This is a genomic window from Pseudomonas sp. LY-1, assembly GCF_053502595.1.
This window is the reverse complement of sequence record NZ_CP094353.1, coordinates 2,414,965-2,441,578: the sequence shown is the minus strand read 5'-3', so window position 1 is coordinate 2,441,578 and position 26,614 is coordinate 2,414,965. Positions and strand designations below refer to the sequence as shown.

The window sequence follows — 26,614 nt, the reverse complement described above, 5'->3', positions numbered from 1 at the left end:
TCAGATGAAGATGCCACGGGTCAGGCCGCCGTCGATGCCGATGGATTCACCGGTCACCGCGCCAGCCTTGGGGGACGCCAGGAAGCCGATCAGCCAACCCATTTCAATGGGCGCCAGCGTGCGGCGAATCGGCGTTGCGTCGATGTAGCCCTGCTCGACCTGCTCCGGGGTCTTGCCCTGCTTGATCCCTTCGCGCTCGTACAGCTCGCGGATGTGCGGGGTGTCGACCACGCCCGGATGGATCAGGTTGACCGTGATGCCGAACGCACCCAACTGGTCGGAGAGGGTTTTGGTCATGTGCGCGATCGCCAGGTTGCGCATCCCCGAGAGGACTTTGCTGCTGCGCCCGGTGAGGCCGCCGATGTTGATGATGCGACCGAAACCGCCCGCCTTCATGTGCGGGGTCACGGCCTTGGCACAGCGGAAGTAGCCGATCACTTTGGTGTTGAGGTCCGACAGCAACTCGTCGTCGCCGGCATGCTCGATGTCATTGCGCACCACGCCCGACGGCGCCGCGGCACCGTTGACCAGGATGTCGATGCGGCCGAAGTGCTTGTGCGCGGCGGCGACCATTTCCGACACGGCCGACATATCGTTGGTGTCGCAGAACAGCGGCAGTACTTCGTTGCCGGTCTGCGCGCTGATCTCTTCGGCGGCCAGCTGGAGAAACGCCATGCGCCGCGCACAGATCACCACCTTGCAGCCTTCTTCGGACAGAAAGCGCGCAACTTCCTTGCCGATGCCCATGCCACCTCCGGTGACGATTGCCACGCGGCCTTTCAATTCCAGATCCATAGCAGTTCCTCTTGTGATTATTCTGTTCAGCCGAGATCGACAAACACACTTTTGGTCTCGGTGTAGGCGTCGATAACGTTCTTGCCCATTTCCCGGCCCCAGCCGGATTGCTTGTAGCCGCCGAACGGCGAAGCCGCATCGACCACGTTCCAACAGTTGATCCACACCGAACCGGCCTGGAGCTGCGCCGCCAGGCGGTGCGCCGAGCGCAAGTCGCGGGTCCACAGGCCGGCGGCCAGGCCATAGGGCGAGTCGTTGGCGCGCAACACCAGGTCATCGACGTCGGTCCAGCTCATGACGGTGAGCACCGGGCCGAAGATCTCTTCGCGGGCCACGCAGGCACGCTCGGCACGATCGAGGAACACGCTCGGCTGGATGAAGTGCCCGCGTTCCAGGTGCTCGGGGCGGCCGCCGCCGCAAATCAGTTCGGCGCCCTCCTCCTGGCCGCGCTGCAGGTAGCCCTTGACCGTATCCAGCTGCCGCGCGGACACCAGCGGGCCCATGCTGTTGGCCGGGTCCAGGCCGTTGCCGAGGACATGGGCAGCAGCGTGGCGCTGCAATTCTTCAAGCACCTGATCCAGCACGCTGGCGTGTACGTACAGACGCGATGCCGCCGTACACACCTGGCCCTGGTTGTAGAAAATCCCATCGGCGGCGCCCTTGGCGGCGCGCACGATGTCGGCGTCGGGCAAGATGATGTTCGGTGATTTGCCGCCCAGCTCCAGCGAGACCTTCTTCATGTTGCCGGTGGCCGCCTGGGCGATCAGCCGCCCGACCTGGGTCGAGCCGGTGAAGGCGATCTTGTCCACGTCAGGATGCTGCGCCAGCGGTGCGCCAGTCTCGGCGCCCAGGCCGGTGATCAGGTTGACCACACCCGGCGGGAAGCCCGCCGCCTCGATCAACTGCACCAGCCGGATCGCCACCAGCGGCGTCTGCTCGGCGGGCTTGAGCACCGCCACACAGCCGGTGGCCAGCGCCGGGCCGAGCTTCCACACGCACATGTTCAGCGGGAAGTTCCACGGCACGATCAAGGCGCAGACGCCCACCGGCTCGCGCAACGTGTAGTTGAGCATCGGTGCGCCACTGGCCGGCGACACCGGCAGCGTGCTGCCTTCGATCTTGGTCGGCCAACCGGCGAAGTAACGAAGGATGCTGGCCGCGCTGGCCGCCTCGCCGCGTGCGTTGGCAATCGGCTTGCCGTTTTCCAGGGTGATCAGCTGCGCCAGCTCTTCGCGGTGCTGGTCGAGCAAGTCCGCCAGGCGAAACAGCAACACGCCGCGCTGGGCCGGTGACTGCTGCGCCCAAGCCCCCGTGAATGCGGCGCGGGCGGCGGCTACGGCCGCATCCACATCGTGCTCGTCGCTGCGCGCGACTTCCGTGAGTGTTTCTTCGGTGGCCGGGTTTTCCACCGCGAACCGGCGACCGCTGGCCGCGTCTTGCCAGGTACCGCCGATGAACAGACGGCCGGGTTGAGACAGGAACGCCTGGACGGCGGGTAACACGTCAAGCTGATTCATCATCGACTCCTTCACAGTGCCATTTCGATCAGGCAAGGGCCCGCATCGGCGGCGGCATTGGCCAGCGCCCGTTGCAGTTCGGCATTGGTGTGTACGGTACGGGCCGGTACGCCGTAGCCGGTGGCCAGGGCTTTCCAGTCGATCCGCGGACGGTCCAGCACGGTCAGGCTGAGGGCTTGCGGGTCGAGTTCGGTCATGCCGAAACGGCGCAGTTCGTTCTGCAGGATCGCGTAGCGGTGGTTGGCGGCGATCAGGATCACCACCGGCAATTGCTCGCGGGCGATGCTCCACAGGGTTTGAATGGTGTACTGCGCGCTGCCGTCCGATTGCAGGCAAAACACCCGGGTACCGGGCTCCGCCAGCGCGGCGCCGAACCCGACCGGAATGCCCTGGCCAATCGCGCCGCCGGTGTTGGTCAACACACGGTGCCGCGCCGCACTGGCAGAGGCGGTGAAAAACGGATAGCCGCAGGTGCCCCCTTCGACCGAGACAATGCAGTCGTCCGGCAGCGCTGCGGCCAACACTTGGCCGACCGACTGCGGCGTCAACGCGGCCTCGCCTGGCGGCAGCTCGATCCCCCGCGGGGTCGGCACATAAGCCGGTGCATTCAGCGCGTCGGCCAGCGCGGTCAACGCCCCGGCCACGTCGTCGCCGACTTCGGCCAGCGACAGCAAGCGCTCACGCTCGGCCAGCCGCGACGGAATGCCTTCGTAGCCGAAGTAACTGATGGGTTCCGGGACACCGGCGCACACCACCTTGTCGTACTGCTCGAGGATCTCGATGGCCACTTCCGGGAAGTACGGCAGGCGGTCCAGGTCCGGCAAGCCGCCGCCCCGGTAGCTGAGCCGGGGAAAGGTTTCGGCGAACAGCCGCACACCGGGCAATTGCGCCAGCCGCCCTGCCGCTTCCAGGCCAGCAACCGACAAGCCTTGATCACCGACGATGAAGACCAGCCGCTGACCATCACGCAAGGCCTGCGCGACCGCTTCGATACGGTCGCCGGCAAAGCGGCGGATCGGCGCCTGCATCCGCGTGAACACACCGTTGTGCGTCACCGCGGCGGCTTGCAGGTCCATCGGCAGGATCAGGCTGGCGATCTGGCCCTTGGCTTGCCAGGCGGCACGCACGGCTTCCTGCAGGTCCTCACCGATCGCCGAGGCGGTGCGCGACGTGCGAACCCAGCCGGACACGGTGCCGGCCAGGGCCTGGATATCGCTGGCCAGGGGCGGGTCGTAGTTGACGTGCCATGAGGCGTGGTCACCGATCACATTGACGATAGGCGTGTTGGCGCGCCGCGCGTTGTGCAGGTTGGCGATGCCATTGGCAAACCCCGGGCCCAGGTGAGTCAGCGTCATCGCGGGCTTGCCGGCGATCCGGCCGTAACCGTCCGCCGCTCCGGTACAGACGCCTTCGAACAACGACAACACCGGCTTGAGGGCGGGCGCGCTGGCCATGGCCGCCACCAGCGGGATCTCCGTGGTTCCCGGGTTGGCGAAGCAGTACTCGATACCGCTTGCCGCTGCCGCATTCACTATCAGTTGCGCACCATTCATTATCAGCCCTCTCGCTTGAGCATTTTCTTTGATGAGATTTATCACATACAAAATCACATCAAACAAGCTGTTTTTTACCATTTGTCTCTATTTATGAGATAAATGCCAATTAATAGGTTATGAAAAGTGCGGCGACGATTGCTTTTTCGCTTAACTGCGATAGTGTGGCGTGACGGCCCCCCATCGGGTCGGCCGTCTTTTCAGCGCGGGCGGGCGTGCCTATAGTGCTCACCCGCGTGCCATCCCCTTTTCTAGGAACGAAATGAGCAGTCTGAGCAAGTTGTTGAGTGTCCTGGACCTGTTCGGTCCGCAGACGTTGAAGATCGATCCGGACACCATCGCCGAGCGCATGGGCCTGTCGCGCGCCACCGTGTATCGCTACGTCAAGGACCTGTGTGACGCCGGCCTGCTGACCCGCGTGGATGCCGGCAGCTACGGCCTGGGGCCGCGCGTGATCGAACTGGACTGGATGATGCGCCAGTACGACCCCATCCTCCTCGCCGGGCGCGAGCTGATGCACGAACTGTCCGCCCAGACCGGCCTGGCCGTGTTCGCCAGCGTTTTTTATGACGGGCGAATCATCAACACCTACATCGCCGAACCCAGCGACACCTACCACTTCTCCTTTGGCCGCGGACACCCGCTGCCGTTTTTTCGCGGCGCGCAATCCAAGGTGCTGATCGCCTTTCAGAAAGGTCGACGCTTGCAACGCCTGTTCGAAGAACACATGGCCAACGACCCGGACAGCCCATACGACTGGGCCAGCTTCTCCAAGGCCGCGAAAAAGATCCGCAAGGACGGCTACTGCCTGACCCACGACGAACTCAACCTGTGCCTGACCGGCATCGCCGCGCCCATCATCCGGCCGGATATGGACGAGGTGGTCGGCAGTCTGTCCGCCGTCGGCAGCAGCCAGAGCTTCAAGCTGCTGCGTCAGGAAACCGTGATCGAAATGGTGATGGACACCACGCGGCGAATTGCCGAAAACATGCGCAACCCACCGAGCGCCCCCGCGTCCTGAGGGTCAGGAACGCGACGGCAGTCAACCTCAGAACGGCACGGCGACCGTGAGTTGGCTGTACAGGTTGGTGCCATTGCCGACCGTCTGGTTGCCGCCGCTGGTGGAGTCCTGCTTCGGCTTGTAGAGGCCGATCAGCGGCGTGACGATCAGGTGCGGGTTGACGGCCCACTCGACGTAGACGTCCAGCTCCCGCGCATCGAGGTTCAGCGCATTGCTTTTGCGCAGCGTATCGAAGTCGAAGTACAGCGCGCCGACCGTCAGGTTCTCCAATGGCGTTGCCTTGAGACCGACGTGATGGATACCGGTGTTGCTGTTGAACGGGCCGGCATAGTTGGAGGCCACCTCGCCCTGGAACCAGGTGCCGTAACCCGTGCTGAGCCCGGTAAACAGCGAATCCCACTTCTGCGAATAACGGGTATAGCGATAGGTGACTTTCGGCGCCCAGGCGATGTCGGCAAAGGTGTAGCCGGCTTCGCCGTACCAGGCTTTTTCAGGCCCGGCGTCTTTGTCCTGCCAGGCATACTCGAATGCCAGGCTGACGTTCGGCAGCCCGGCATCGCCTTCGCCGCGCACGCTGTAGACATTCATGCCTTTGCGCTGGCGCTGAAAATCACTGGCCCAGCGCTCGTTCACATCGATGCCATGCACCCAGGTCAACCCCAGGGTGCCAGGCTTGGCGGTGTAATCCAGGGTGCCGGCGGCCAGTTCGGTTTCAGCCTGGGCGCGGTTGTCGGACTTGAGCCACAACACGCTGCCATGCACGCCATCCTGCCCGCCCAGGCGCAGGACCGCGGTTTGATCGAAGGCATGCCGCGCCGCCAGGTAAAAGGCCCCGCCACGGTTCAGCGCACCATCCGCCGGGCCCTTGCCCAGGTTCGGCCCATCGTCGTTGATCAGGAAACCACGACCGAGCTTGACCACCTGGCGCCCACCGGAAATATCCACACCGTCCTTGCCCAGTGCCGGAAACAGGTCGCCGGAACGCCAGCCGAGGTAAGCGTCTTCAATTTTCGTGGTGCGTTCGGTGCCGAGGGTATTGCCGGCCGGATCACCGTCGCCCCAGGTCGCGGAACTGACCAGCGAGAACGCGCCATAAGCCGTGCCTTTGCCCGCCAGGGCCTGGTCGCCGCTCAAGCCGTATTTGATGAAACCTTCGCGCCAGGTCGAACCGCCCGGGGTGCCGTTATAGTTTTTGCGACTGTTGAACTGACCGAATACGGCGGTCATATCGGCGTTGAGATGTCGGCTCTCGTCGCTGTAAATCTCATAGGCCTGGGCCTGGCCGACGGCGCAAAGCGCCAATGTGGCAGCCAGGGTGCCGCGGCGAAAGGGAGGGGATGGATACCGCATGGTTGAAACTCCTTGAGGTGCGCCTTCAAAGGCTGTCTTAGGTATTCGCATAACACTGGCGCAGCCGCGCTGCGCCAGGCTCGCAAGGGCTAGCCGCAAGCGGCGAGCGCGGTGTCCAGCGCCGCGACGATCAATTCGGCCTCCGCGCCCGTGAGGGTCAGCGGTGGCGACAGAACGATTTTGTTGCCGATCGGCCGCACCAGCACCCCGGCGCGACGCGCTTCGTCAGCGATCCGCAAAGGCTGCCCGGCCGCCGGGTTCAGCGGTTCGCGGGTGGTTTTGTCCGCCACCAGGTCGAGGGCAATCATCAAGCCCTTGCCGCGCACTTCACCGACCACGGCGTAACGCTCGGTCAGTGCTTGCAGCTGTTCGAGCAATTGCCCGCCGACCTTGGCGGCGTTGCCCGGCAGGTCCTCGGCTTCGACGATATCCAGCACCGCCAGGGCGGCCGCGCAGGCGGTCGGATGCCCGCTGTAGGTGTAGCCGTGCATGATCACGTTGCTGAAGCCTTCGCCGTGCTCAATCGCGTCGACGATGCGCTGATTGAACATCGTTGCGCCCAGCGGGATATAACCGGCGGTGATGCCTTTGGCCAGGCACAGCATGTCCGGCGCGACACCCCAGCCGCGGCTGCCGAGCATGCAGCCCGAGCGACCGAAACCGGTGACCACTTCGTCGGCGATCAACAGAATGCCGTGGCGGTCGCACACCTCACGCAGGCGCTTCCAGTAGTCGTCCGGCGGCACGATCACGCCACCGGCGCCTTGCACCGGTTCCGCGATCAACGCGGCGATGGTCTGCGCGCCCAGCAAGGCGATCTGATCTTCAAGCTGGCGAATGCAGTGTGCGGTCAGCGCTTGCGGGTCCCGGCAGTCCCAAGGGTTGCGATACAACCATGGGGTGTCGAGCAAATGGCATCCGGCCAACAACGGCCCGTGGTTGTAGTGATAAACCCCATTGCCGCCCACTGACGTGCCACCCATGTGTACGCCGTGATAACCGTTGCGCAGGGACAAAAAGCGCGTGCGCCCCGGCTCGCCGCTGGCGATCCAGTACTGGCGGGCCATTTTCAGCGCAGTCTCCACCGCATCGGAGCCACCGGAACTGAACAGCACGCGCGTCATCTGCTCCTGGGCGAACATCGACGTCAGCCGCTCGGCCAGGTCGAACACCCGCGGATGGGCAATGCCGTCGAAGGTCTGGTAATACGCCAGTTCATCCAGCTGCGCGGCAATCGCGGCCTTGACCGACGCACGGTTGTGCCCGATGTTGACGTTCCACAGGCCGCCCACGCCGTCGAGCATGCGCTGGCCGTCGATATCGGTGATGTAATTGCCGTCGCCACGGGCAATGATCAAGGTCTTCGCGCGATGCGCCGGGGCGCTGGAACTCATTGGGTGCCAGAATTTCTTCTGTGCGGTTTTATATTTTTCGTACATGGTTCAGGCCCTTATTCAGCGTCACGCTTGTGGACAAACAGCAACTGTTGCCCGGTGAATTCGAGCAGGCCCTCAAGGCCGAACTCGACACCGAACCCGGACATCTTGCTGCCGCCGAACGGCGTGTTCGGCTGGATGCGGGCATGGCAGTTGACCCATGCCACGCCGCTTTCCAGACGGCTGGCCAACGCCGTCGCCTGTTCGACGTCCGGCCCCCAGACCGAGCCGCCCAAGCCCATGTCGCCCGCATTCGCGCGACGCAGCACGTCTTCCACATCCTGATAGGCGATCAACGGCAACACCGGGCCAAACTGCTCCTCGTCGACCAGCCGCTGGCCGTCGGTGACATCGGCGACCAGCGTCGGCGGGTAAAAGAACCCCGGATGGTCCAGGCGCGCACCGCCGCACAAAATACGGGCGCCGTGCTGCCGCGCATCGTCGACCAGGGCCTCGACCAGTTGCAGTTGCTCGAGGTTCTGCACCGGGCCAAACGTGACCCCAGGCTCCAGGCCATCACCGACCACCTGCCGTTCGGCGATGCGGGTCAGCGCCTCGGCAAACGCTTGGTATTGGGATTCATGAATGTACAAACGCTTGAGGGCGGCGCACGTCTGCCCCATGTTGAGGAAGGCCGCCTGGAAAATCTCTTCGGCGACTTCATCGACCGGCGTGCCAGGCAGCACGATCGCGGCATCGTTACCGCCCAGCTCGAGGGTCAGTCGCTTGAGGTTGTTGGCGGCGCCGCGCATCACGCTTTGCCCGGTGGCGGTCGAGCCGGTGAAGACGATCTTCTGAATCCCCGTGTGGGCGGTGATCGCACTGCCGAAACCTTGCTCACCGGTCACGCAATTGATCACACCGTGGGGCACATGCCGAGCGATGATGTCCACCAGGCGCAAGGTGCTCAATGGCGTCAGGCTCGAGGGTTTGCTGATCACGCAATTGCCGGCGCGCAATGCCGGCATGATGTGCCATATAGCGATCATGAACGGCCAGTTCCACGGCGTGATCGAAGCCACCACGCCCAGCGGCTTGCGGTGCAACTCGACACGCTGGGTGGGGGTTTCTTCCACCAGTTCCACCGCGATCTCTTGCCCGGCGGCATAGCGGGTCCAGGCGGCACCGCCCATGACTTCGGAGAATGCCAGCTCCAGCGGTTTACCTTGCTCGAGAACGATCAGCCGGGCCAGTGCCTCGGCGTCCCGCTCAATGTCTTCGGCGATCGCCAGCAGGCGCTCGCAACGCAGCGCGTGAGTGCTGTGCCGCCACGTCTTGAAGGCCGCCTGGGCAGCCGCCACCGCCTGGTCCAGTTGCGCCAGGGAACCGGCCGGGCACTGTGCGAATGCGGTGCCGGTGGCTGGGTTGATCACGTCAAACTGCCCGTTTTCACCGGCAACCTGAACCCCGTTGATCAGCATCGTGTAATGGTGCATGTGCAATTTTCCTTTAACGCAGGCACGCCTTGTCGGACACCGACAAGCGCACAGTTCGCAGTAGAGTTGTACCGGGTTGATGCCTTAGAGCTTGTGGCTGCCCAACGCCAGGAACCGCTGGGGCGATACCTTGCGCAAGCGCGCGGCGAGAAAGATGCCGCCCAGCAGGGCCAAGGGAATGACGGCGCACAGGCTGTACGACAACAGCTTGCTGGCGCCCGTGAGCACATCGAAGTGCGCCACTGCCAGGATCAGCACCATCAGCAATGCCAGGCAGGACAACCCCGGCAGAATACGCCCGCGCAAAGCGCCGACCTTGAGCTCGGGATGCCGGTGAAAATACACACACACCGCGACCGAGGTCATCGCCATCAGCAAAATCACGCACAGGGTGGCGAGGTTGGAGAACCAGGCGAACAGTTGCAGGATCGGGTCCGCATCCATGGCGGCGAAGATCAGCACCACCACCGCAGCGATCAGGCTCTGCAATGCCGAACCCATATGCGGGCTCTGATGCACGCGGTGGGTGGTGCCCAGCAGACTGTGCAGCAAACCGTCACGCCCGATCGCGTAGAAGTAGCGCGCGGCGGCGTTATGGAACGCCAGCAGCCCGGCGTAGATACTGACCATGAACAGCACGCGGATAATCTGGGTCAGGTGAGGACCGACAAAGTGATCGGACATGCCGTAGATAAAGGTCGTGGGGTCCTGCAATGCTTGCAGCATCGGCACGATCTTGTCGGTGCCCACACCGACCACCATCGCCCAGACCGACAGCGCATAGAAACCACCGATCAGCAGCACCGAGCTGTAGGTGGCAATCGGAATGGTGCGTTGCGGGTTCTTCGCTTCTTCGCCGTAGATCGTGGTGGCCTCGAAGCCGATGAACGCGGCGAAGCAGAACAGCAGGCCGATCGACGGGGTGCCGCTGAACACGTGCTGGCTGCTGAACGAGTCGAGATTGATACCGCTGTCGCCACCGGTCCTGAGAATCGCGAAGTCGAGGGTAAGGATTGCCAGGTACTCGGCGATCACCACGACTGACAAGACCCGCGCGGACAGATCAATCTTGCGATAACCGAGGACCGCAATACTGGCCATCGCCATCAGCGAATAAGACCACCAGGGCATCACCAGGCCAAACACGCTCTCCATGGTGCCGCTGACCACGCCACCGAACATGCCATACAGGGCGATCTGGAGAATGTTATAGGCAAACATCGCCAACACCGCCGCCGCGCCGCCGGCCAAACCGCCCAAGCCGCGCGAGGTGAAGGCATAGAAACCACCGGCGTTGGTCAGGTGACGGGACATGGTGGTGTAACCCACCGAGAACGCCAATAGCACCAGCAACGCCAGGATCAGCAATGCCGGGGTGCCGGCGCCGTTACCCAGCATGATACCAATCGGAAAACCGCCGGCGATGACACTGAGAGGGCTCGCCGCCGAAATCACGAAGAAGATGATGAAGCCGACGCCCAAGGCGCCTCGCTTCAACTCCGTGGAGCTGTTGACCTGAATAGATACACTCATGTTATTGACCTTATTGTATGAGGCAGTCGCTGTGGGGTGGCTCCGATCAAGGCTCTATCGGCACCGGGTAGCGCTTTTATTTTTTGGCTTGCACGCTGTATTCGATCCTATGCCCCCCTACAAACCCCTCGCTATCCCAAATCGGTAGCATCGCCTGCATCGCCCCAAAACAGTTCAGCGTCCAGCACCGTTCCCCGCCGATTTGGGATAACCCCCCGGATGTTCATCCCTGCACTCTAGGGTCGCCGTGCTATGCCCGGATGTCGGCTAGCAACAATAAGAAACGACGGCGCCCACCAGGCTATTACAGCCCATAGAGCGCTCACGCGCAGGAACCCCCAGCCATGCCTTTTGCTCACCTGACTATTCAATGGCGCATCACACTCCTGAGCGGGCTGTGCCTGCTGGCCGTTGTCGCCGCATTGACCGGCGCCTCTCTGTACCAGAATCAACAAAGTGCAAAACTGCTCAAGGCACGCAGCACTCAGTTGCTGGCGCAAGCGGCCACGGAGCACTTGCAGGCCCAGGCGGTTGCCCACGGTCAGCAGGTTGCGCGGTTTTTCAATGAGACGGCGCTGTATGGCGAAGGCTTCGCGCAACAGGTCCTGCAACTGCGCGAACAAACCCTCAATGGCCGCCTCTCGGCGACACAACTGCGCGAGACACTGGTGAACATTACTCGCCAGACACTGCTCAAGCGCGACAAAGTGCTCGGCCTGTACGTGGTGTTGCTACCCGATGCGCTGGCAGGTGCCGACGCGCAGTTCACCGCGCAACGTGCGTTGGCAGGCAACGAAACAGGCCGGTTCGCGCTGTATTGGTCGCAGAGCCAACCGGGGCAATTGGTCCAGGAAGTACTCACTGAGCCGCAAATCACCGCCAACCATGCGCCGGCGGGCAGTGAGCCGGAAAACGCCTGGTACGTCTGCCCGCAGGCCCAGGGCCGCACCTGTGTGGTGGCGCCCTATGAAAGCGAGGTGGAGGGCCGCAAAGTCCTGATGAGCAGCATTTCGATTCCACTGATCGCCAACGGCACGACGATCGGCGTGGTCGGCATGGACATCGGCCTCGATACCCTGCAGAAACTCGCGGCCAACCTGCGCCAGGACCTGTACCAGGGCGCCAGCGCAGTCAGCATAGTCGCGAACTCGGGCCAGGTGGCCGGGCGCAGTGGCGAGGTCTCGGGCGCCAGCATCGACATCAGCCAGGCCGTCCAGACCGTGGCGGGCAGCCCACCGTGGACGTTGCAGCTGAAGGTCCCGCAAGCCGTGGCGCAGGCCCCCGTTCGGCAGATGCAGAGCGAACTGGATGCCCAACGCCGTCAGGCCAATTGGCTCAACCTGAGCCTCGGTTTGCTCGCCAGTTGCCTGGGCATGCTGCTGATCTGGCTGGCGGCCTATGGCGTGACGCGCCCGCTGCTGAAGGTGGCCAGCCTGCTTGATGCGATTGTCGACGGCGACGGTGATCTTACCCAACGCCTGCCGGTGGCTCGCCACGATGAGCTGGGCGCACTGAGCAACGGTTTCAACCGTTTCCTGGACAAATTGCAGCCGATCATCCGCGACATCCAATCCGCCTCGCGGGACACGCGCACCAGTGCCGACACGTCCTCGGGCATTGCCCGGGAGGTCAGCGCAGGCATGCAGCGCCAGTACCGTGAAGTGGAACTGGCGGCGACCGCGCTGCATGAAATGAGCGCCAGTGCCCAGGAAGTGGCGCGCCACTCGCACTCTGCCGCCGACGCCGCGAGCGCCGCGGAAAGCGCGAGCCGCTCCGGTCAGGCCGTCTTCGCCAGCGCCGTACACAACATCGAACACCTCGACCAGCGCCTGGACGCCACACTCAAGCAGGTACACGCCCTCGCCGACAGCAGCAGCCAGATCAGCCAGGTGCTGGACGTGATCTGCACCCTCGCTCAACAGACCAACCTACTGGCCTTGAACGCGGCCATCGAAGCGGCCAGAGCGGGCGAACAAGGGCGCGGTTTTGCGGTGGTGGCCGATGAAGTCAGGCACCTGGCCAGCAACACCCAGAGCTCGGTCGAACAGGTGCGCAACGTGATCGAGAGGTTGCAACAGCTGAGCCAGGAGGTGGTACACAGCACTCAACTGAGTCGCGAACAAGCCGGCAGCAGCGTGATCCAGGTGCAACAGACGCGTGCGGCGCTGCAGAACATCTCCCAGGCCGTGGACGTGATCGAGCAGATGAACCAACAGATCGCCAGCGCCGCCCTGGAACAAAGCACCGTCGTGGACGATATCAGCCAGCGTGTCAGCGACATCCGAGGCATCAGCGAAACACTCACCACGCGCATGAACGAGGCCTCCAGGGCCAGTGACTCACTGCATGAAATGGCCAACCATCAACAGAACCTGGTGGGCCATTTCCGTGTGTGAGGGGCAATGCAGCGCAACTGAGCTACAGTGGCCGGCCTTCGACACTTTACACATAGAGCCTTGCCCATGACCGCTTCGCGACGCTGGTTGATCCTGGCCATTATTTCCAGTGCATTGCTGCTCATCGTGATTGACATGACCGTGCTGTACACCGCGTTGCCGACACTGACGCGCGAGCTTGGTGCGACAGCGTCGCAGAAACTGTGGATCATCAATATCTATGCGCTGATCGCCGCCGGGCTGTTGCTGGGCATGGGCACGCTCGGCGACCGCCTGGGGCATAAACGGCTATTTATCGGGGGCTTGAGTGTATTTGGGCTGTGCTCGCTGATCGCGGCCTTCTCGCCTTCGGCCGGCGTATTGATCGGCGCGCGGGGGTTCCTGGCGGTCGGCGCGGCGATGATGATGCCCGCCACATTGGCCCTGGTCCGGTTGACGTTCACCGACGAGCGCGAACAGGCCATGGCGTTCGGGATCTGGGCCTCGGTGGCCTCGGGGGGCGCGGCGTTCGGGCCGGTGGTGGGTGGCCTGTTGCTGGAGCATTTCTGGTGGGGCTCGGTGTTTCTGATCAACGTGCCGATTGTGCTGCTGGCGTTGCTCGTCGGCGTGCTGTTGATCCCCGACCACCCGGGAAACCCCGAACGACGTTGGGATTGGCTGGGTTCGCTGCAGGTGATGATCGGCTTGATCAGCATGGCGTATGCCGTCAAGGAGCTCGGCAAACGGGTGCCCTCCTTCGAAGCCATGCTGGTGGTGGTGGTCCTGGGCACGCTGTTTCTCACGCTGTTCATTCGGCGCCAACGACGTGCCGCGCAGCCGATGCTCGATCTGTCGTTGTTCACCACATCCGGGTTCCGAAATGCGGTGATTGCGGCCGTGGTGTCAGCCGCCGCATTTATCGGCATGGAGCTGGTGTTCAGCCAACGCTTGCAACTGGTGCTGGGCATGTCGCCGCTGGAAGCGGCACTGTTCATTCTGCCGCTGCCGCTGGGTTCCTTTGTCGCCGGCCCGCTTGCCGGCTACTACCTGCCGCGCCTGGGCAACCAGCGCATGCTGTTCTGGACATTGCTGCTTTCATCCGCCGCGATGCTGGCCTATGTGTTTCTGTACCAAGCCGCGGTGCCCCTGCAAATCGTCAGCCTGGCGCTGCTGGGCCTGACCATGGGGGCGGCACTGACTGCGGCGTCGAGCACTATCATGCTCAGCGTGCCCGCCGACAAGGCCGGCATGGCCGCCTCCCTTGAGGAAGTCTCGTTCGAACTGGGCGGTGCGGTGGGCGTGACACTGGCAGGCAGCCTCTTGTCAGCGATCTACGCGTACTCGACAGGCTTGATGATCCCGTCATGGCTGAGCCGAAACCCCATGACATTCGAGAGCCTCGACGACGCGCTGAACGTCGCCGGGACGTTATCACCCGAGGGCGCCGCCATGCTGACCGCGTTCGCCCGTTCGGCGTTTGATACAGGTTTCGTTGCCGTGCTGGTGACGATGACAGTCCTGTTGTTGATTGCGGCGCTGCTGGTGAAGCGGAGCCTGCCAGCAGCGGCGATCATTACGGATGATCTGGCTTAGCAGGCGCCTTGGCGTTATGCCCGCGCGCCCGCCCGCAGGATCGACGGTTCCTCCCCGCGATACAACGCCTCGACCTGGGACGCGCGCCACTGCAAGACCGCGCGCTGGTTGATCGAGCCCTTGTCGGTGATCTCGCCACGGTCGATGGACGCCGGTTCATCGAGCAGGACCAACCACTCCAGGCGACTGGCATTGCCCGTCGCGTCGCGATTGAGGCGTTGCAACCAGTCGCCAAACCACTGGCGCACGGCAGCGCTGGTCAGCACCTCGGCGTCGCTGGCGGCGGTGCCCAGCCCCGCCAGTCGGCGGCATTCGTACAGCCTTGGAAACACCAGAATGCCCAGGCATTCGCGGTCGGGCGCGGCGATCACCACGTCCTGCACATAGGGCGACCCCTCCAGGACCGCACGGTTGCGCAACGGCCCCACGCTGACAAACACCCCGGACGACAGTTTGAAATCCTCGGCGATGCGTCCGTCGAACATCAGGCCCAGGTGCGGGTTGTTTGGGTCGGCAAGTTTGAGCGCGTCGCCCGAGCAGTAGAACCCCTGGTCGTCGAATACCGCGGCGGTCTGCTGCGCCGCTCGCCAGTACCCCGGCATGATGTGGGGGCCGCGAAAGCGCCCCTCGAGCTTGCCGTCCACCGGCACCAGACGCACCTCGCAGCCGGGCGCGGGCAAGCCGATATACCCGGCCACGGACAACGGCCCGGTGGTAAAGGTGCAGGATGGCGCGGCTTCGGTCATGCCCAGCCCGGCCATCATCCGAATGCGTTCGCCGCAATGCTGCTCGGCCACCCGGTCGAGCCGGTCCCAGACCCGCTGCGACAGGCCCGCGGCGGCGAAGAAAAACAATTTCATCCGGGCAAAAAAGCACTCACGCAAGGCGGCGTCCTGCTCCAGGGCATTGACCAGTTCTTCCCACCCCTTGGGCACGGTCAAGTAGGCCGTGGGCGAGATGTCCTTGAGATTGCGCAGCGTTTCGGCAAAGCCCTGCACCGTGGGCTTGCCGTCGTCCAGGTAAAACGTGCCGCCGTTATAGAGCACGATACCGACGTTATGACTGCCGCCGAAGGTGTGGTTCCACGGCAGCCAGTCCACCAGCACCGGCGGCTCTTCGCCAAGCACCGGGAAGGTTTGCAAGAGCATCTGCTGGTTGGCGCAGAGCATGCGCTGGGTGGTGATCACCGCCTTGGGCAATTGGGTGGAACCGGACGTGAAGAGAAACTTGGCAATGCTGTCGGGGCCGGTGGCCGCGAAGGCCCGCTCGGCCTCGGCGCCGCCCGCGACCTGCAACAAACTGGCGAAACTCACCTGGGCGCGCCCCGCCACTTGGCCACGCACGCTGATCAACGGGGTCTCGGCGGGCAGACCATAGCGAAGCAAACTCTGCGCAATGGCCCGCACACTGTCGAGCATCTGCGCATAACTGACGCGACGCCAACCGTCGCCGTCGCGGGCGGCGACGAAGGTCTGCTCCGGGCGTACCTGGGCCCAATGCAGCAGCCGGTCGAGCAACCGTTGCGGTAATTCGGCCAACGGTTCCAGCGAACGCATGTGCAGCACGCCGTGGTTTTCGATCACTTCCACCGGCGCATGGCTGATGGACACGGGGCGGTAACGCGGCGTGGGCCGTTCGGGTTGCGATCTGAATTCGGAACTCACGGGATGGTCCTCCAACAAGGCACGCCGACGGACACCCGTGGGTGTCATGTGGCGCCAGCCAGCGGCTGCGCCCTGATTATTGTTATGTGGGTCCGCCCTTGGGCGGCGCCTCAGATCGGGTAATGCCGTGGACCGTTCTGCAACGTGATCCAGCGCAGTTGCGTAAAGTGTTCGATCGCGGCCTTGCTGCCAAAACTCCCATAACCGCTGGACTTGACGCCGCCGAAGGGCATTTGCGCTTCATCGTGTACGGTCGGGCCGTTGATGTGGCAGATCCCCGACTCCACCCGCTGCGCCAGCGCCAGCGCACGCGCCGTGTCACGGCTGAAGATCGCCGCCGACAGGCCGCCAATCAACAGGGGCACGTCCAGCATGGTGATTCCTCTTTATTGTCTTTATCGGGAATACGTTCAAACCCTACACCGCCGACACCGCCGTGCGGCGCGGCCAAGGGCTGGCTTCAGCGTTTATACGTCTGCAGGCCAGGCTTGATGCTTTTGTCGTCGAGGAACTGCTTCATGCCCTGCTCGCGACCGCCTTCGGTATCGAGCAGGCGCGACTGGTCGAGCTTGGCGTACAGGTAGTCTTCGTTTTGCTCCCAGGTCAGCTCGCGGCATCGTTTGAAACCATGCTTGGCGGCACGCAGCACCACCGGGTTTTTCTCCAAAAGATTACGCGCCAGCTCGACAGTGACGTCACGCAGTTGCGCCAACGGCACGCTCTGGTTGACCAGGCCCATTTCGGCGGCCTTCTGCCCGCCAAACGTCTTGCCGGTCATGATGTAGTACAGCGACTGGCGATGGCCCACGGTGTCGGCCATGGCTTTGCTCACCAGGTTGCCCGGTGGAATGCCCCAGTTGATTTCCGACAACCCGAAGGTCGCTTCATCGGCACAGATCGCCAGGTCGCACGCCACCAAGGGGCTGAAACCGCCACCGAAGCACCAGCCGTTGACCATGGCGATGGTCGGTTTGGTGTACATGCGCAGCAACTTCCACTGCCATTGCGAGGCTTCGCGGCGGATTTTTTCCTGGAGGATTTCCGGGCCGGCGTCGATTTCGCGAAAGTATTCCTTGAGGTCCATACCCGCCGTCCAAGCCTCGCCCGCGCCCGTCAGCACCAGAACACCGGCAGCAGGGTCCTGCTCCAGGGTTTCCAGTACATCGATCATTTCCCGGTTCAGGGTCGGGCTCATGGCATTGCGTTTTTCCGGCCGATTGAGAATGACCCAGGCAATGCCCTCTTCGATTTCGACTTTGACCGTTGACCAGCGACCTTCGTAATTGCTCATGGCGATGCTCTCTTGTTCTTGGCTTGACGATGGTTAAAAGCTAAACCGACAAATTAGCTATATCAACTAACCATTAATGAAATTAACCTAATCTTTTTCAGGTATTGGAAAGGCGTATTTGCAGGGTGTATTGAAACAGAGCGATGGCTATCGCCAGCCAGTCTCGGAAAACTGCATAGCTTTATTAACCACTGCTCAAGGACCCGCCCTGCCATGGCCAAGTCTTCCCGGCTCACCGGCCCCACTGGACGCCGCGCTGGATGACTTGATCGGCTATGCGATGCGCCGCGCGCAATTGAAGCTGTTCCAGAACCTGATCGGCCGGTTGTCGGCTCACGACTTGCGGCCGGCACAGTTCTCGGCCCTGGCGATCATCAATCAAAACCCCGGGCTGATGCAGACCGACCTGGCCAGGGCGCTGGCCATCGAGCCACCGCAAGTGGTGCCGCTGCTCAATAAGCTGGAAAGCCGCGCGCTGGCGGTACGGGTGCGCTGCAAACCCGACAAGCGTTCCTACGGGATTTTCCTCAGCAAGGCCGGCGAAGCGCTGCTCAAGGAACTCACGCAAATCGCTGCCGAGAGCGACAAGAATGCCACCGCCGCCCTCGACAACCAGGAGCGCGACGAACTGCTCCGGCTGCTGAAAAAAATCTACCGTGACTGAGCGCCCAGGCACGCATTCACCGATGCCATGCGCTGACGCCATGGCTGGGCGATCTCCAGTTGCGCCGCCAACGCCAACAACGTCGCATCCTCGCCAAAACGCCCGGCGAAATGCGCGCCCATGGGCAGCCCGCGCTCGCTCCAGTACAGCGGCACCGACATCGCCGGTTGCCCGCTGGCATTGAACAAGGCGGTAAACGGTGAATAACTGTGGAAGCGCTCGATCAGCTCATCCAGACCCAGGCTGTCATCCTGCAGATCCAGTTCACCGATCAGGGCTGGTTCCCGCGCCAGGGTCGGGCTGAGGATCACGTCGTAGTCGCACATGAACAGCGCCAGTTGACGGCCGAGGGCGTGAATCCATTCCACCGCCGCAGCGTATTGCGCGCCACTGACCGCACCCTTGTCGCGCAGAATGATGCGCGTGCGCGCCTCCAGTTCCTCAGGCCGTACCGGAGCCCCGCGCAATTGGCCGAGGACGTCCACATAGTGACGCGTGCTCGCGCCGATGATGGTGAACACCTGGTCGAGAAACTCCGGCAACACCACCGGTAACTGCGCAAGTTCCACCCGATGCCCCAAGGATTCGCAAAGCTTGGCCGCCTGACGCACGGCATCCAGGCTTTGATTGGAGATCGGCCACGTGCCGACCCGCTCGACCAGCGCAATCCGTAAAGGCCGCGGCGCCTGTTGCAAGGCCCACGCATACGGGTGCGCTGAAATCGGCGCGGCGTAGGGTGCGCCCAGTTCGTGGCCGGCGGTGGCGTCCAGCAATGCCGCACTGTCACGCACCGACAGGGTGAGGCAATGATTGGTCGCCATCCCCGCCCAGCCCTCCCCGACCATCGGCCCCGACGGCAGCAGACCACGGCTGGGCTTGAGGCCGAACACGCCGCAACAGGACGCCGGCACGCGCAAGGAACCGCCGCCATCGTTGCCGTGTGCGAACGGCACAACGCGCGCCGCGACCAACGCCGCCGCCCCGCCGCTGGAACCGCCGGCACTGTGCTGGGTATTCCAGGGGTTTCGGGTGGCGCCAAAACGCATCGACTCGGTGGAATAGGAGGTGCCGAATTCCGGTGCCGTGGTGGTGCCGACGAACAGGCAACCGGCGCGGCGCAGGCGCGTGACCACCTCGGCGTCGAAGTCGACGCGGGCAGCCCCCAGCGCAAGTGAGCCGTTGGTCATTGCCGCACCCGCCACGGGCGCGAACAAATCTTTGATCAAGGTCGGCACCCCGGCGAACACCCCTTCCCCGGACGTGGGGGCGAGGGCGTCCTCGCGCGCCTGGTCGTACAGGCGTTCGGCGACGGCATTGAGGCGTGGCTCGACCTGCTCGATCCGCTCGATGACGGCCTCCACCAGTTCCACCGGTTGGACTTCGCCGCGCCTGACCCATGCGGCCAGACCGATAGCGTCTTCATTGTCGATTAACTGCTGAATGTCGCGCATACCCATTACTCCGGATGTATTTCAATGACGTGCAAACTGACGGTATTCAGATGACCGAGCGCAGGCGTGACACGCCGGCAACGCCCCACAGCACAGCCGCCGCCAGGCTGGCGCAGGCTAGCCATTGGATGGCGTGGCGCAGGTCGCCGGCATAGACCACCAGCGCCGCGACCACCAGCGGGCTGACGAACTGCCCCAGATACAGGCAGGCGGTCAAACCGCCCAGGCCCCGGCCACGGGTGCGCGCCGTCAGGGCTTCCATCACCGGCGCCATCACGTTCGGCACCAGCAGGCCCGCTCCCAGGCCATGCAGCACCATCGCCAGCGCCACTTCGTTGTAGCTCTGCGCACGGGTCAGCAACCACAGCCCCAAGGCGAACAGCAGCAGCAACACCGTATTGGTCCCCGCGCCCTTTAAGGTGCGTCGCAACAGCGGCCAGGCGAGAGAACCGCCCAGGGTGGAGATCAGGCTCAGACCGGCGGCCAACCCCATCAGGGTGCTGGAGGTAATGCCCAACTGCACCAGCAGAATCGGCACCTGCACCGGCGCGATAAAGGTCAGCACCATGCCGCCGAAGATCAACAGGTAGCCCAGCACCAGCGGCCACACCGCCACCCGCTCGGCGTCCTGGGCAACCGTACTCGGCTGGGAACGCGCCGGTTCCCACAGCACTTTCAGCATCGCCGGCACCAACAGCAACGGCAGCAGGTACAACAGGAAAGGCAAGCGCCAGGAATACTCGCCCAAGGCGCCGCCGACCACGAAGAACAACGCGCCGACCAGGCCAATGGTCACCATCTGGCGATTGATGTAGCGCAGCCGCTCGCCGCCGTGCCAATAGTCGGCGATCAAGGTCGAGCAACACGTCATCACCGCCGCTTCGGCGCAACCGAACAACAAGCGCACGACCACGATGGACTGCAAGTCACCGAGGATCACCGGGGTTACGCCCAGCAGCGCGTAGAGCAATGTCGCAATGACCAGCAAGGCTTTGCGCCCGATCCGGTCGGCGAGCCAGCCCGCCAGCGGCGCGCACAGCGCGATGGCCAGCGCGGGGCCGGTCACGGCCAGCGGAACCAGCAGGTCGGCATGGGGATTGAGGGGGCCGAACTCGGCACCGAGTTTGGGCAAGATAGGCGCGATCATCACCGCGCCCATGATGGTCAGGCTGCTGCCGAGTATCAGCACCACCCCTTCGCGACGGCCCGAGGCTTGGCGGGTGTCAGCGGTCGATAGGTTTGTGGCGGCATTAACAGTGGTCATGATCCGGCCCTCAGAAGCTATACGAAACGCGCAAGGCGGCGGTGTAGCCTTCGGCGCGATTGTGCGCGTCGAACTCTTTGTAAAGATGCAGCCACAGCGGTGGCAGCCCCGGCGCGATGTAGCTGATCGCCGGGCCCAGGGCCATGACCCCCGCGCGGTTGCCGCGCGTCAGGTTCGGCGCATCGTCGTCGCTCAACTGGCGGTAGTAATAGCCGCCGAGGCCCGCCGTCCAAGGCCCGAAATGTTGCCCCACGGCAAACTCATGGCGGTACTCCACGCCATTTTTGTAGTGGGTGTCGGGATTGCGCGTGTTCACATCGACCTGGAAACTCGACGACACCTCAAAGCCGGTGTCGCTGATGTAGGTGGCGTTGACCGCCGGGGAGAATGTCCAGTGGTTCAGCCCAGGAGACACCAGCCTTTTTTGGTCGTAGTCGCCGGTCGGCGCCTGGATCTGGAACTGGGTATTGACGAACAGGTTAGGCGACAGGTTCCACTGCAGGATCAGCGGAACGATCTGCGCATCCGCCATCCGAAAGGGGTCGGCCGACAGTTTCAACGGCCCGCCCGGTGTCGGCACTTGCAGCGACGCATCCATCTTGAAGAACGGTACGACGGCACCGAAGCCGTACTGGCCACCCAGCACGCGATAGTCCGTCATGCGCAGGTAGACCACGCCGATGGACAGCACATCCAGGGAGAGACGGTTATCCACCGCACGCCCTTGGCTGTCCTTCTGCACGTTGGCGGAATAGAACGCCGTGCGCAGCCCCACGGTGCCGTTCGGTGTCACAGGTGGCGTCATCCCGGCGCCGAAATCGTAGACGCCCACCGCGGTGGTGGGCGCGCCGTTTTCAGTGGCCTGTGCCCCAAGGCAAAGACCGAGCAGACCCAAGGTGACCCAACTGACGTGGCGGATGTTTGAATTGTTGTTGTTCATTGAATGCCCCTCCCAACCTCATGGTGTGGGCCATCCTAGTAACGGCACGCCGCAGCGGGTTAGCCGTTTTCAGCACAGTTAGCGCCGTTGCAACGTCTGTGACGGTGACTCGCCGAACAGGGTCCGGTAGTCGCTGGCAAAACGGCTCAGATGCCAGAACCCCCAGCGTGCCGCGACCTCTTGGACACCGTAGGCTTCCTGGCGCTCGCGCAGCTCGCGACGCACCGCATTCAAGCGCAGCGCACGCAAATAGGCCACGGGGTTGATGCCCAGGGTTTCCTGGAAACAGTATTGGAGTTTGCGCCGGCTGGCGCCGATGTGACTGCACAGATCGAGGATCGACAGCGGTTCATCCAGATGCCCCAAGGCATATTCGCGCGCCCGATCAACCATGCGTTTGCGCGCCGTCGGACTCAGGCCGGCGAACTGATCCGGGGCGACCAGGTCCAGCAACTGCACCATCACCGCATCGCGGACCCCGTGCCGAATCGCTTCATAGCTCAACAGCGCTTCGTGCCCCTGATCAGCGCAGACCAACTCATCCAACAGATTGGCCAGCTCGATTTGCACACACGTCCCGCCCAAACGGTAACACTTGGGAAGATCGGTAAAGCGAAAAGCCACTTCCTGATGCTCTAACAGACGCTCCAAAGCCTCGATGTCGACGGCAACGCTCAACAGGTCGAGGTTCTCAGGCACGCGCAGGTCAGGCAAATGATCGCCATGGGCGACCAACAGGCCGTGTTCATGGATCGGATGCCCGGCACAAAACAGCGGGCCGCTCGCGTTGAGCGGCATGCTGAAGGTGATCGCGCCTTTCCAGGCACTGCCGCTTTTGAGCATCGACTGGTTGGTGCGGTCACGCATCAGTTGCATCCAGCCGGCGTGTAGCTCGATCAACTCGCCCTCAAAGCGGCCTGGGGACAATTGGTCATAACGGACCTGCCAACCGCCCATGTTGCGCGCGTGCTGATCGATGTCATGGGTGTGAAAATGCCGGATCGTTGAAGGAATGCCCCATGCCGGGCGAACCATCTGCACGCTGGAATTATTATTGTAAGTGTTCATGGATTTTTCCCTTTGAGCCTGAAGCACTGTCGCTCAGCACGCAATTTCCATTCCCCGCATGGCGCCATTGGGTAAGGTGTGCCGAAATCGGCTAGTGCGCCCATGAATCAGGTACGTCACCACTACCAAAATGAGTGCTTTAAAATTTTTACCCCATAAAATATTTTTGCGGGAATGCCTGGACCAATCAGGCCCTTCTCTTTACACCACAAGGATTTACCGTGAGCGGACTGCGTGAGCGGCAAAAGCTCGAACGACGCCAAGCCATCAGTAAAGCGGCGATCGCTGACGGCCGCGCCCATATAGTTCTTTTCGTCCAACCAGAACTGATAGTGGATCGCTCCCAGCGTAAACGTCTGGCTCAGGTGCGTCTTGAGCGAGAACTGCTGGACATTTTCGTTGCTGTTAAACAGCAGGTAGTTACCGACCACATCCCCCACCAGCCAGGTGCTCCAGTCGACAAAGCCTTTACTCAACAGGTCCCAGGTTTTTTCCGGTTGTCGGCAAGGTTGTCGTCACCGGAAAAGCTCGCGTAACGGTACCCGAGGACCGGCGTCACCGTCGCCGAAGGTGCTGGCGGCGACCACCGACGCACCGCCCAGCACACTGATGTCAGGTGTCAGGGCATAGTCGAATTTGATCGCGGGTTTGACATACACCTCCTGCCAGCCGATGCGGCTGCCGCCATTTTTGCCGCTGCGCTGGTCGACCCGGCCACTGCCGAAGTTGACGTTGCGCGTGGTGATGGTCGCAGCGCTCGCGGTCAGGTTGACCTCGCCCTTGAGGTTGCCGTCCTCGAAGGTGTAGCCCGCCAAGGCAACCTGGGCGCTAAGCGGCAGGCTGACCGCCACCAGCGCGCGGGTAAAACGCGTCGTGAAAAACATAGTGAAGCGCCTGTGTAATTATTGTTGTTACAGGGCAGTTGCAAGCGGCGCAGTACACCGCCAACACCTGGGCAAGCCAGGTGAAATCCAGACGCTGGATGGTTCTTGTTGTGAGTGGAATCAGTGAGTCAGGTGAGCGGCGATCGCACGCAGCATGCGCACGCTGTCGGCATCGAACGGGCCGACCGCTTCCGGCAACGAGGATTGCTTGACGATCACCACCTTCGACGGCTTGTCGATGAACAGGTATTGGCCATGGATCCCGCCCGCCATAAGGGCTTGGCTATGGTCGTTGAAGACGTACCACTGGCTGCGGTAGGACGCGCCGGGCGTCCATTCGGAAAACTCGGCGTTGGCCGCGTAGATCGCCGGGTCACCGCCTTTGGCGATGCGCGCGATGGCCTCGCTGGAGATCAGTGGCGAACCCGCGTGCCAGCCATCGTTGGCCAACAGCCGGCCCACGCGCGCATCGCCGAAGGCGCTGCCCGCCAGCTCGGGCACGTAAGCACTGACGCTGCGCATGGGGTCGAGCAGCGCCTCGCTGATCAGTTGTTCGTCCAGCAGACCGATCAGCGACTTGGTCACCGAAAACATAATGTGCCGGTGCTCGGGACGCTGACCGTTGAAATAGCGCTCGAACAGCACTTGATCGCCCTGCATCACCAGAAAACTATCGGTGTGACTGGCCACCAGGTGGTCGAGCACGCTGACGCTCAGGCCACAGCAACTGTCGAAGCGCAGCTCGCTCAGCGCTTGCGGCGCGTCGTTCAAGGGGCTGCGTGGCGCATTCCCGGCCCGCACGTCGATGGACGGCCGTAGGCGCGCGAGGTGACGAAACCCCCAGCGGTTGAACGGCGGGCGCATCCAGTTTTCCCAGGTTACGCGCTGCTCGGGCGCGGCTGGAACCCCCTGCATCAACCCCGGCGCGGTATGCCCGGGAAGTAAGGATTCATTGGCCTCGGCGTAAAGCCTGACGAGTAAAGGCACGGTGTTCTGGCTCATCTGTGTGATCCTGAAAAAGACTCTGCGTGGAGCAGATGCAGGAAAATAATTACTATCATTAATTATTTTAGTAATTAAAATATTTAATTTAATAAATTATATTAGTCGCAGTAAATAGATCCATTAAAGAGCGAGATACGATCCTTATCGTCCGACAATCGACAAAAAATCACTTGAGTCAGAAAGCATGAGGCTGACCAAAAATGCCGCGAGCATTCAATGGATCCACTAGGCAAAAACAATGCGTTTCCTGGAGAGCTGTCATGCACTCAAAAAAACACGTAGGCCGGCAAACTTGCGGAGAAAATATGGTGTTTTGCCGGGGCCTGACGGGCCAGGTCGCCACGCTTGAGGACTTCTGCCCCATCGCGGCGCGGCGCCTTCTCTAGGCGCTGTGGAAAATGGAGAACGGGTCTGCGGCTACCACGGCTTGGCGATGGGCCGCGACGGCACCACCGTGCGGATGCCGGCCAGCGAGTACGGAGGGGGCGTGCAACAAGACGGTTGATCCCGCACCTGGAATGGGCCGAAAGCGAACAGGGGCCTACGGCGGCGTGCGGTCGCGCAAGATCCTGGAACGGCTGAGCGCCCGGCGCACGCGCGGGCAGATTTCGAGCTGCATTATTGCGCCCGCGCCGGCGAGCGCGGGGCTGGCCGGAAGATCGCCTGCACCGCGAATACAGCCCTCTGCGCACGGTGCGCTACTAAAGAGGACAGTCCATGCACACTTAGTGGGCAGATCCTTAGCACAGTAACACCGCGCGCAGGGTCGCCCCCCATGTGCCGTGGGCGCTTACTCAGGCGCGCGCGCACACGGCGATGGCGGCACGCGCGGTGTGGGACGGCAATTCGGCGAACAGCGCGTGGTACTCCGCCGCGAAGTGGCTGAGGTGATAGAAGCCCCATTGGGCAGCGATATCGCCAATCGAGAGGTCCGACGCACGGGTCGACATCAAGGTCCGGCGTACGCCGTTAAGCCTTAGGGAGCGCAAGTAGTTCAGGGGCGTGGTCTCGGCCACCGCGCGAAAGCTGTTCTGCACGGTGCGCCGACTCACTTGGAGGCGCTGGCACAACTCGCTCACGCTGGGCACGCTGTTCATCTCGGCCGTCGCCAAACGGTGGCATTTCTCGACAATGAAGCTGCGCGTGGAGCTCGCGGTACGCTGCTGTTTATCGCAGGCCGGGTCGGTCAGCAGTTGCAGCAACTCGTCGAGCATGGCCTGTTCCAACGCCTGCTCCCGCTCCCGATCTCGCGTGCTGTCGAGCTCTTCGTGCATCAGGGCCTGGGTGAACATCGCCAGCAATCGGTGCCGAGCGCCCGCGACGCGCTGGGTGGACACCTTGATCACCGGCTGACGCAACAGTTGGCTGACTTCCTTCGGCGACGCCGTTTGCGCCAAGGCTTGCTCGAACAATTCACGCTCGAAGGTGATGGACAACAACTCCATGCCCGTCGGCATATGGAACATGAACTCCTCACCACCGTGAAGAAAAAACAGGCTGCTGTCGTCCACCTCCCGCCCCTGCATTCGAATCGAACCGGGCACGGTGATCGGCACCGCAAAGCACATCTTGCCCCGGGGCGCCGCACCCTGTTGCACCACACGCTGGTTGATCTGCTCGCGAAAGACATGGCATCCGGCGGTCGACAGTTGCATCAGCGAACTCTCGGACGAGCCTGCGGTTAACTGGCTGTAGTCCTGATTCCATTCATGGATGGTGGCCGCATGGACATGGATGTCGCGAAAATGGCCGATAAGCTGATTTTTCATTAGGT

19 protein-coding genes and 4 pseudogenes are annotated in these 26,614 nt (G+C 62.8%); 6 read left to right on the top strand and 17 right to left on the bottom strand.

Annotated features, from left to right (window positions below; all coding sequences use genetic code 11):
* From MOQ67_RS11265 to MOQ67_RS11255, 3 genes are read right to left on the bottom strand one after another with little or no spacing between them, the layout of a single operon-like run.
* Entirely contained in the window at nucleotides 1–795 is a 795-nt protein-coding gene (locus MOQ67_RS11265; RefSeq protein WP_017846967.1) for an SDR family NAD(P)-dependent oxidoreductase, read from the bottom strand.
* Between the two features lie 26 nt (nucleotides 796–821).
* On the bottom strand, nucleotides 822–2,312 hold the full coding sequence (locus MOQ67_RS11260; RefSeq protein ID WP_198718403.1) for an aldehyde dehydrogenase family protein: 1,491 nt from the start codon (nucleotides 2,310–2,312) through the stop codon (nucleotides 822–824).
* 11 nt (nucleotides 2,313–2,323) lie between these two features.
* Nucleotides 2,324–3,865, bottom strand: a complete 1,542-nt coding sequence (locus MOQ67_RS11255; RefSeq protein WP_017846965.1) for an acetolactate synthase large subunit — start codon at nucleotides 3,863–3,865, stop codon at nucleotides 2,324–2,326.
* A 262-nt stretch (nucleotides 3,866–4,127) separates the two neighbouring features.
* On the opposite strand from MOQ67_RS11255, the gene MOQ67_RS11250 reads away from it, so the two are divergent.
* The gene (locus tag MOQ67_RS11250; RefSeq protein ID WP_448675926.1) at nucleotides 4,128–4,886 is read left to right on the top strand and encodes an IclR family transcriptional regulator; all 759 of its coding nucleotides are present in this window, start codon (nucleotides 4,128–4,130) and stop codon (nucleotides 4,884–4,886) included.
* Nucleotides 4,887–4,913: 27 nt separating this feature from the next.
* Here the strand turns inward: MOQ67_RS11250 and MOQ67_RS11245 are convergent, their stop codons facing one another.
* The 4 genes from MOQ67_RS11245 to MOQ67_RS11230 all read right to left on the bottom strand — a co-directional run bounded on the left by MOQ67_RS11245 (nucleotide 4,914) and on the right by MOQ67_RS11230 (nucleotide 10,641).
* Complete coding sequence (locus tag MOQ67_RS11245; protein ID WP_169883933.1) at nucleotides 4,914–6,236, bottom strand: hypothetical protein; 1,323 nt, start codon at nucleotides 6,234–6,236, stop codon at nucleotides 4,914–4,916.
* Nucleotides 6,237–6,325: 89 nt separating this feature from the next.
* Nucleotides 6,326–7,675, bottom strand: a complete 1,350-nt coding sequence (locus tag MOQ67_RS11240; protein WP_102618305.1) for an aminotransferase class III-fold pyridoxal phosphate-dependent enzyme — start codon at nucleotides 7,673–7,675, stop codon at nucleotides 6,326–6,328.
* A gap of 11 nt (nucleotides 7,676–7,686) precedes the next feature.
* The gene (locus MOQ67_RS11235) at nucleotides 7,687–9,108 is read right to left on the bottom strand and encodes an aldehyde dehydrogenase family protein (protein ID WP_198718402.1); all 1,422 of its coding nucleotides are present in this window, start codon (nucleotides 9,106–9,108) and stop codon (nucleotides 7,687–7,689) included.
* Nucleotides 9,109–9,192: 84 nt separating this feature from the next.
* Nucleotides 9,193–10,641 (bottom strand): APC family permease, encoded by a 1,449-nt coding sequence (locus MOQ67_RS11230; protein WP_017846960.1) that lies wholly within the window; start codon nucleotides 10,639–10,641, stop codon nucleotides 9,193–9,195.
* Nucleotides 10,642–10,985: 344 nt separating this feature from the next.
* Between MOQ67_RS11230 and MOQ67_RS11225 the strand changes: the two are divergent.
* From MOQ67_RS11225 to MOQ67_RS11215, 3 genes and pseudogenes are all read left to right on the top strand, one after another.
* Nucleotides 10,986–12,179 (top strand): annotated as a pseudogene (locus tag MOQ67_RS11225) (PDC sensor domain-containing protein); the annotation flags it as partial.
* Nucleotides 12,180–12,281: 102 nt separating this feature from the next.
* Nucleotides 12,282–13,037, top strand: a complete 756-nt coding sequence (locus MOQ67_RS11220; protein ID WP_370737511.1) for a methyl-accepting chemotaxis protein — start codon at nucleotides 12,282–12,284, stop codon at nucleotides 13,035–13,037.
* Nucleotides 13,038–13,103: 66 nt separating this feature from the next.
* Nucleotides 13,104–14,609 (top strand): MFS transporter, encoded by a 1,506-nt coding sequence (locus tag MOQ67_RS11215; protein ID WP_198718401.1) that lies wholly within the window; start codon nucleotides 13,104–13,106, stop codon nucleotides 14,607–14,609.
* A 14-nt stretch (nucleotides 14,610–14,623) separates the two neighbouring features.
* Here the strand turns inward: MOQ67_RS11215 and MOQ67_RS11210 are convergent, their stop codons facing one another.
* The 3 genes and pseudogenes from MOQ67_RS11210 to MOQ67_RS11200 all read right to left on the bottom strand — a co-directional run bounded on the left by MOQ67_RS11210 (nucleotide 14,624) and on the right by MOQ67_RS11200 (nucleotide 17,564).
* Complete coding sequence (locus MOQ67_RS11210; RefSeq protein WP_198718400.1) at nucleotides 14,624–16,273, bottom strand: feruloyl-CoA synthase; 1,650 nt, start codon at nucleotides 16,271–16,273, stop codon at nucleotides 14,624–14,626.
* A 110-nt stretch (nucleotides 16,274–16,383) separates the two neighbouring features.
* Nucleotides 16,384–16,620 (bottom strand): annotated as a pseudogene (locus MOQ67_RS11205) (aldehyde dehydrogenase family protein); the annotation flags it as partial.
* Between the two features lie 113 nt (nucleotides 16,621–16,733).
* On the bottom strand, nucleotides 16,734–17,564 hold the full coding sequence (locus MOQ67_RS11200) for a p-hydroxycinnamoyl CoA hydratase/lyase (RefSeq protein ID WP_017846955.1): 831 nt from the start codon (nucleotides 17,562–17,564) through the stop codon (nucleotides 16,734–16,736).
* Between the two features lie 208 nt (nucleotides 17,565–17,772).
* On the opposite strand from MOQ67_RS11200, the gene MOQ67_RS11195 reads away from it, so the two are divergent.
* Nucleotides 17,773–18,228, top strand: a complete 456-nt coding sequence (locus tag MOQ67_RS11195; protein WP_198718406.1) for a MarR family winged helix-turn-helix transcriptional regulator — start codon at nucleotides 17,773–17,775, stop codon at nucleotides 18,226–18,228.
* On the opposite strand, the gene MOQ67_RS11190 is transcribed toward MOQ67_RS11195, so the two are convergent.
* The 6 genes and pseudogenes from MOQ67_RS11190 to MOQ67_RS11165 form a co-directional block, all read right to left on the bottom strand.
* The gene (locus tag MOQ67_RS11190) at nucleotides 18,216–19,679 is read right to left on the bottom strand and encodes an amidase (protein WP_275959126.1); all 1,464 of its coding nucleotides are present in this window, start codon (nucleotides 19,677–19,679) and stop codon (nucleotides 18,216–18,218) included. The two genes, MOQ67_RS11195 and MOQ67_RS11190, sit on opposite strands and share 13 nt — an antisense overlap.
* 46 nt (nucleotides 19,680–19,725) lie before the next feature.
* Nucleotides 19,726–20,943, bottom strand: coding sequence for an MFS transporter (locus MOQ67_RS11185; protein ID WP_017846952.1), 1,218 nt, complete (start codon nucleotides 20,941–20,943; stop codon nucleotides 19,726–19,728).
* Nucleotides 20,944–20,953: 10 nt separating this feature from the next.
* Nucleotides 20,954–21,883 (bottom strand): SphA family protein, encoded by a 930-nt coding sequence (locus MOQ67_RS11180; RefSeq protein WP_017846951.1) that lies wholly within the window; start codon nucleotides 21,881–21,883, stop codon nucleotides 20,954–20,956.
* 78 nt (nucleotides 21,884–21,961) lie between these two features.
* On the bottom strand, nucleotides 21,962–22,951 hold the full coding sequence (locus MOQ67_RS11175; RefSeq protein WP_371918442.1) for a helix-turn-helix domain-containing protein: 990 nt from the start codon (nucleotides 22,949–22,951) through the stop codon (nucleotides 21,962–21,964).
* Between the two features lie 266 nt (nucleotides 22,952–23,217).
* A pseudogene (locus MOQ67_RS11170) lies at nucleotides 23,218–23,835 on the bottom strand (hypothetical protein); the annotation flags it as partial.
* A gap of 120 nt (nucleotides 23,836–23,955) precedes the next feature.
* Nucleotides 23,956–24,837: a serine hydrolase domain-containing protein gene (locus MOQ67_RS11165; protein WP_198731738.1), complete on the bottom strand. Its 882-nt coding sequence runs from the start codon at nucleotides 24,835–24,837 to the stop codon at nucleotides 23,956–23,958.
* Nucleotides 24,838–25,100: 263 nt separating this feature from the next.
* Here MOQ67_RS11165 and MOQ67_RS11160 point away from each other — a divergent pair.
* A pseudogene (locus tag MOQ67_RS11160) lies at nucleotides 25,101–25,377 on the top strand (Rieske 2Fe-2S domain-containing protein); the annotation flags it as partial.
* Between the two features lie 257 nt (nucleotides 25,378–25,634).
* Here MOQ67_RS11160 and MOQ67_RS11155 read toward each other — a convergent pair.
* Nucleotides 25,635–26,609, bottom strand: a complete 975-nt coding sequence (locus MOQ67_RS11155; protein WP_102618914.1) for a helix-turn-helix domain-containing protein — start codon at nucleotides 26,607–26,609, stop codon at nucleotides 25,635–25,637.
* Between the last annotated feature and the right edge of the window lie 5 nt (nucleotides 26,610–26,614).

Coding starts and splice junctions, on each gene's coding strand:
- MOQ67_RS11265 (WP_017846967.1), bottom strand. CDS start 795: ATGGATCTGGAATTGAAAGGCCGCGTGGCAATCGTCACCGGAGGTGGC.
- MOQ67_RS11260 (WP_198718403.1), bottom strand. CDS start 2,312: ATGAATCAGCTTGACGTGTTACCCGCCGTCCAGGCGTTCCTGTCTCAA.
- MOQ67_RS11255 (WP_017846965.1), bottom strand. CDS start 3,865: ATGAATGGTGCGCAACTGATAGTGAATGCGGCAGCGGCAAGCGGTATC.
- MOQ67_RS11250 (WP_448675926.1), top strand. CDS start 4,128: ATGAGCAGTCTGAGCAAGTTGTTGAGTGTCCTGGACCTGTTCGGTCCG.
- MOQ67_RS11245 (WP_169883933.1), bottom strand. CDS start 6,236: ATGCGGTATCCATCCCCTCCCTTTCGCCGCGGCACCCTGGCTGCCACA.
- MOQ67_RS11240 (WP_102618305.1), bottom strand. CDS start 7,675: ATGTACGAAAAATATAAAACCGCACAGAAGAAATTCTGGCACCCAATG.
- MOQ67_RS11235 (WP_198718402.1), bottom strand. CDS start 9,108: ATGCACCATTACACGATGCTGATCAACGGGGTTCAGGTTGCCGGTGAA.
- MOQ67_RS11230 (WP_017846960.1), bottom strand. CDS start 10,641: ATGAGTGTATCTATTCAGGTCAACAGCTCCACGGAGTTGAAGCGAGGC.
- MOQ67_RS11220 (WP_370737511.1), top strand. CDS start 12,282: ATGCAGCGCCAGTACCGTGAAGTGGAACTGGCGGCGACCGCGCTGCAT.
- MOQ67_RS11215 (WP_198718401.1), top strand. CDS start 13,104: ATGACCGCTTCGCGACGCTGGTTGATCCTGGCCATTATTTCCAGTGCA.
- MOQ67_RS11200 (WP_017846955.1), bottom strand. CDS start 17,564: ATGAGCAATTACGAAGGTCGCTGGTCAACGGTCAAAGTCGAAATCGAA.
- MOQ67_RS11190 (WP_275959126.1), bottom strand. CDS start 19,679: ATGCGCGACATTCAGCAGTTAATCGACAATGAAGACGCTATCGGTCTG.
- MOQ67_RS11185 (WP_017846952.1), bottom strand. CDS start 20,943: ATGACCACTGTTAATGCCGCCACAAACCTATCGACCGCTGACACCCGC.
- MOQ67_RS11180 (WP_017846951.1), bottom strand. CDS start 21,883: ATGAACAACAACAATTCAAACATCCGCCACGTCAGTTGGGTCACCTTG.
- MOQ67_RS11175 (WP_371918442.1), bottom strand. CDS start 22,951: ATGAACACTTACAATAATAATTCCAGCGTGCAGATGGTTCGCCCGGCA.
- MOQ67_RS11165 (WP_198731738.1), bottom strand. CDS start 24,837: ATGAGCCAGAACACCGTGCCTTTACTCGTCAGGCTTTACGCCGAGGCC.
- MOQ67_RS11155 (WP_102618914.1), bottom strand. CDS start 26,609: ATGAAAAATCAGCTTATCGGCCATTTTCGCGACATCCATGTCCATGCG.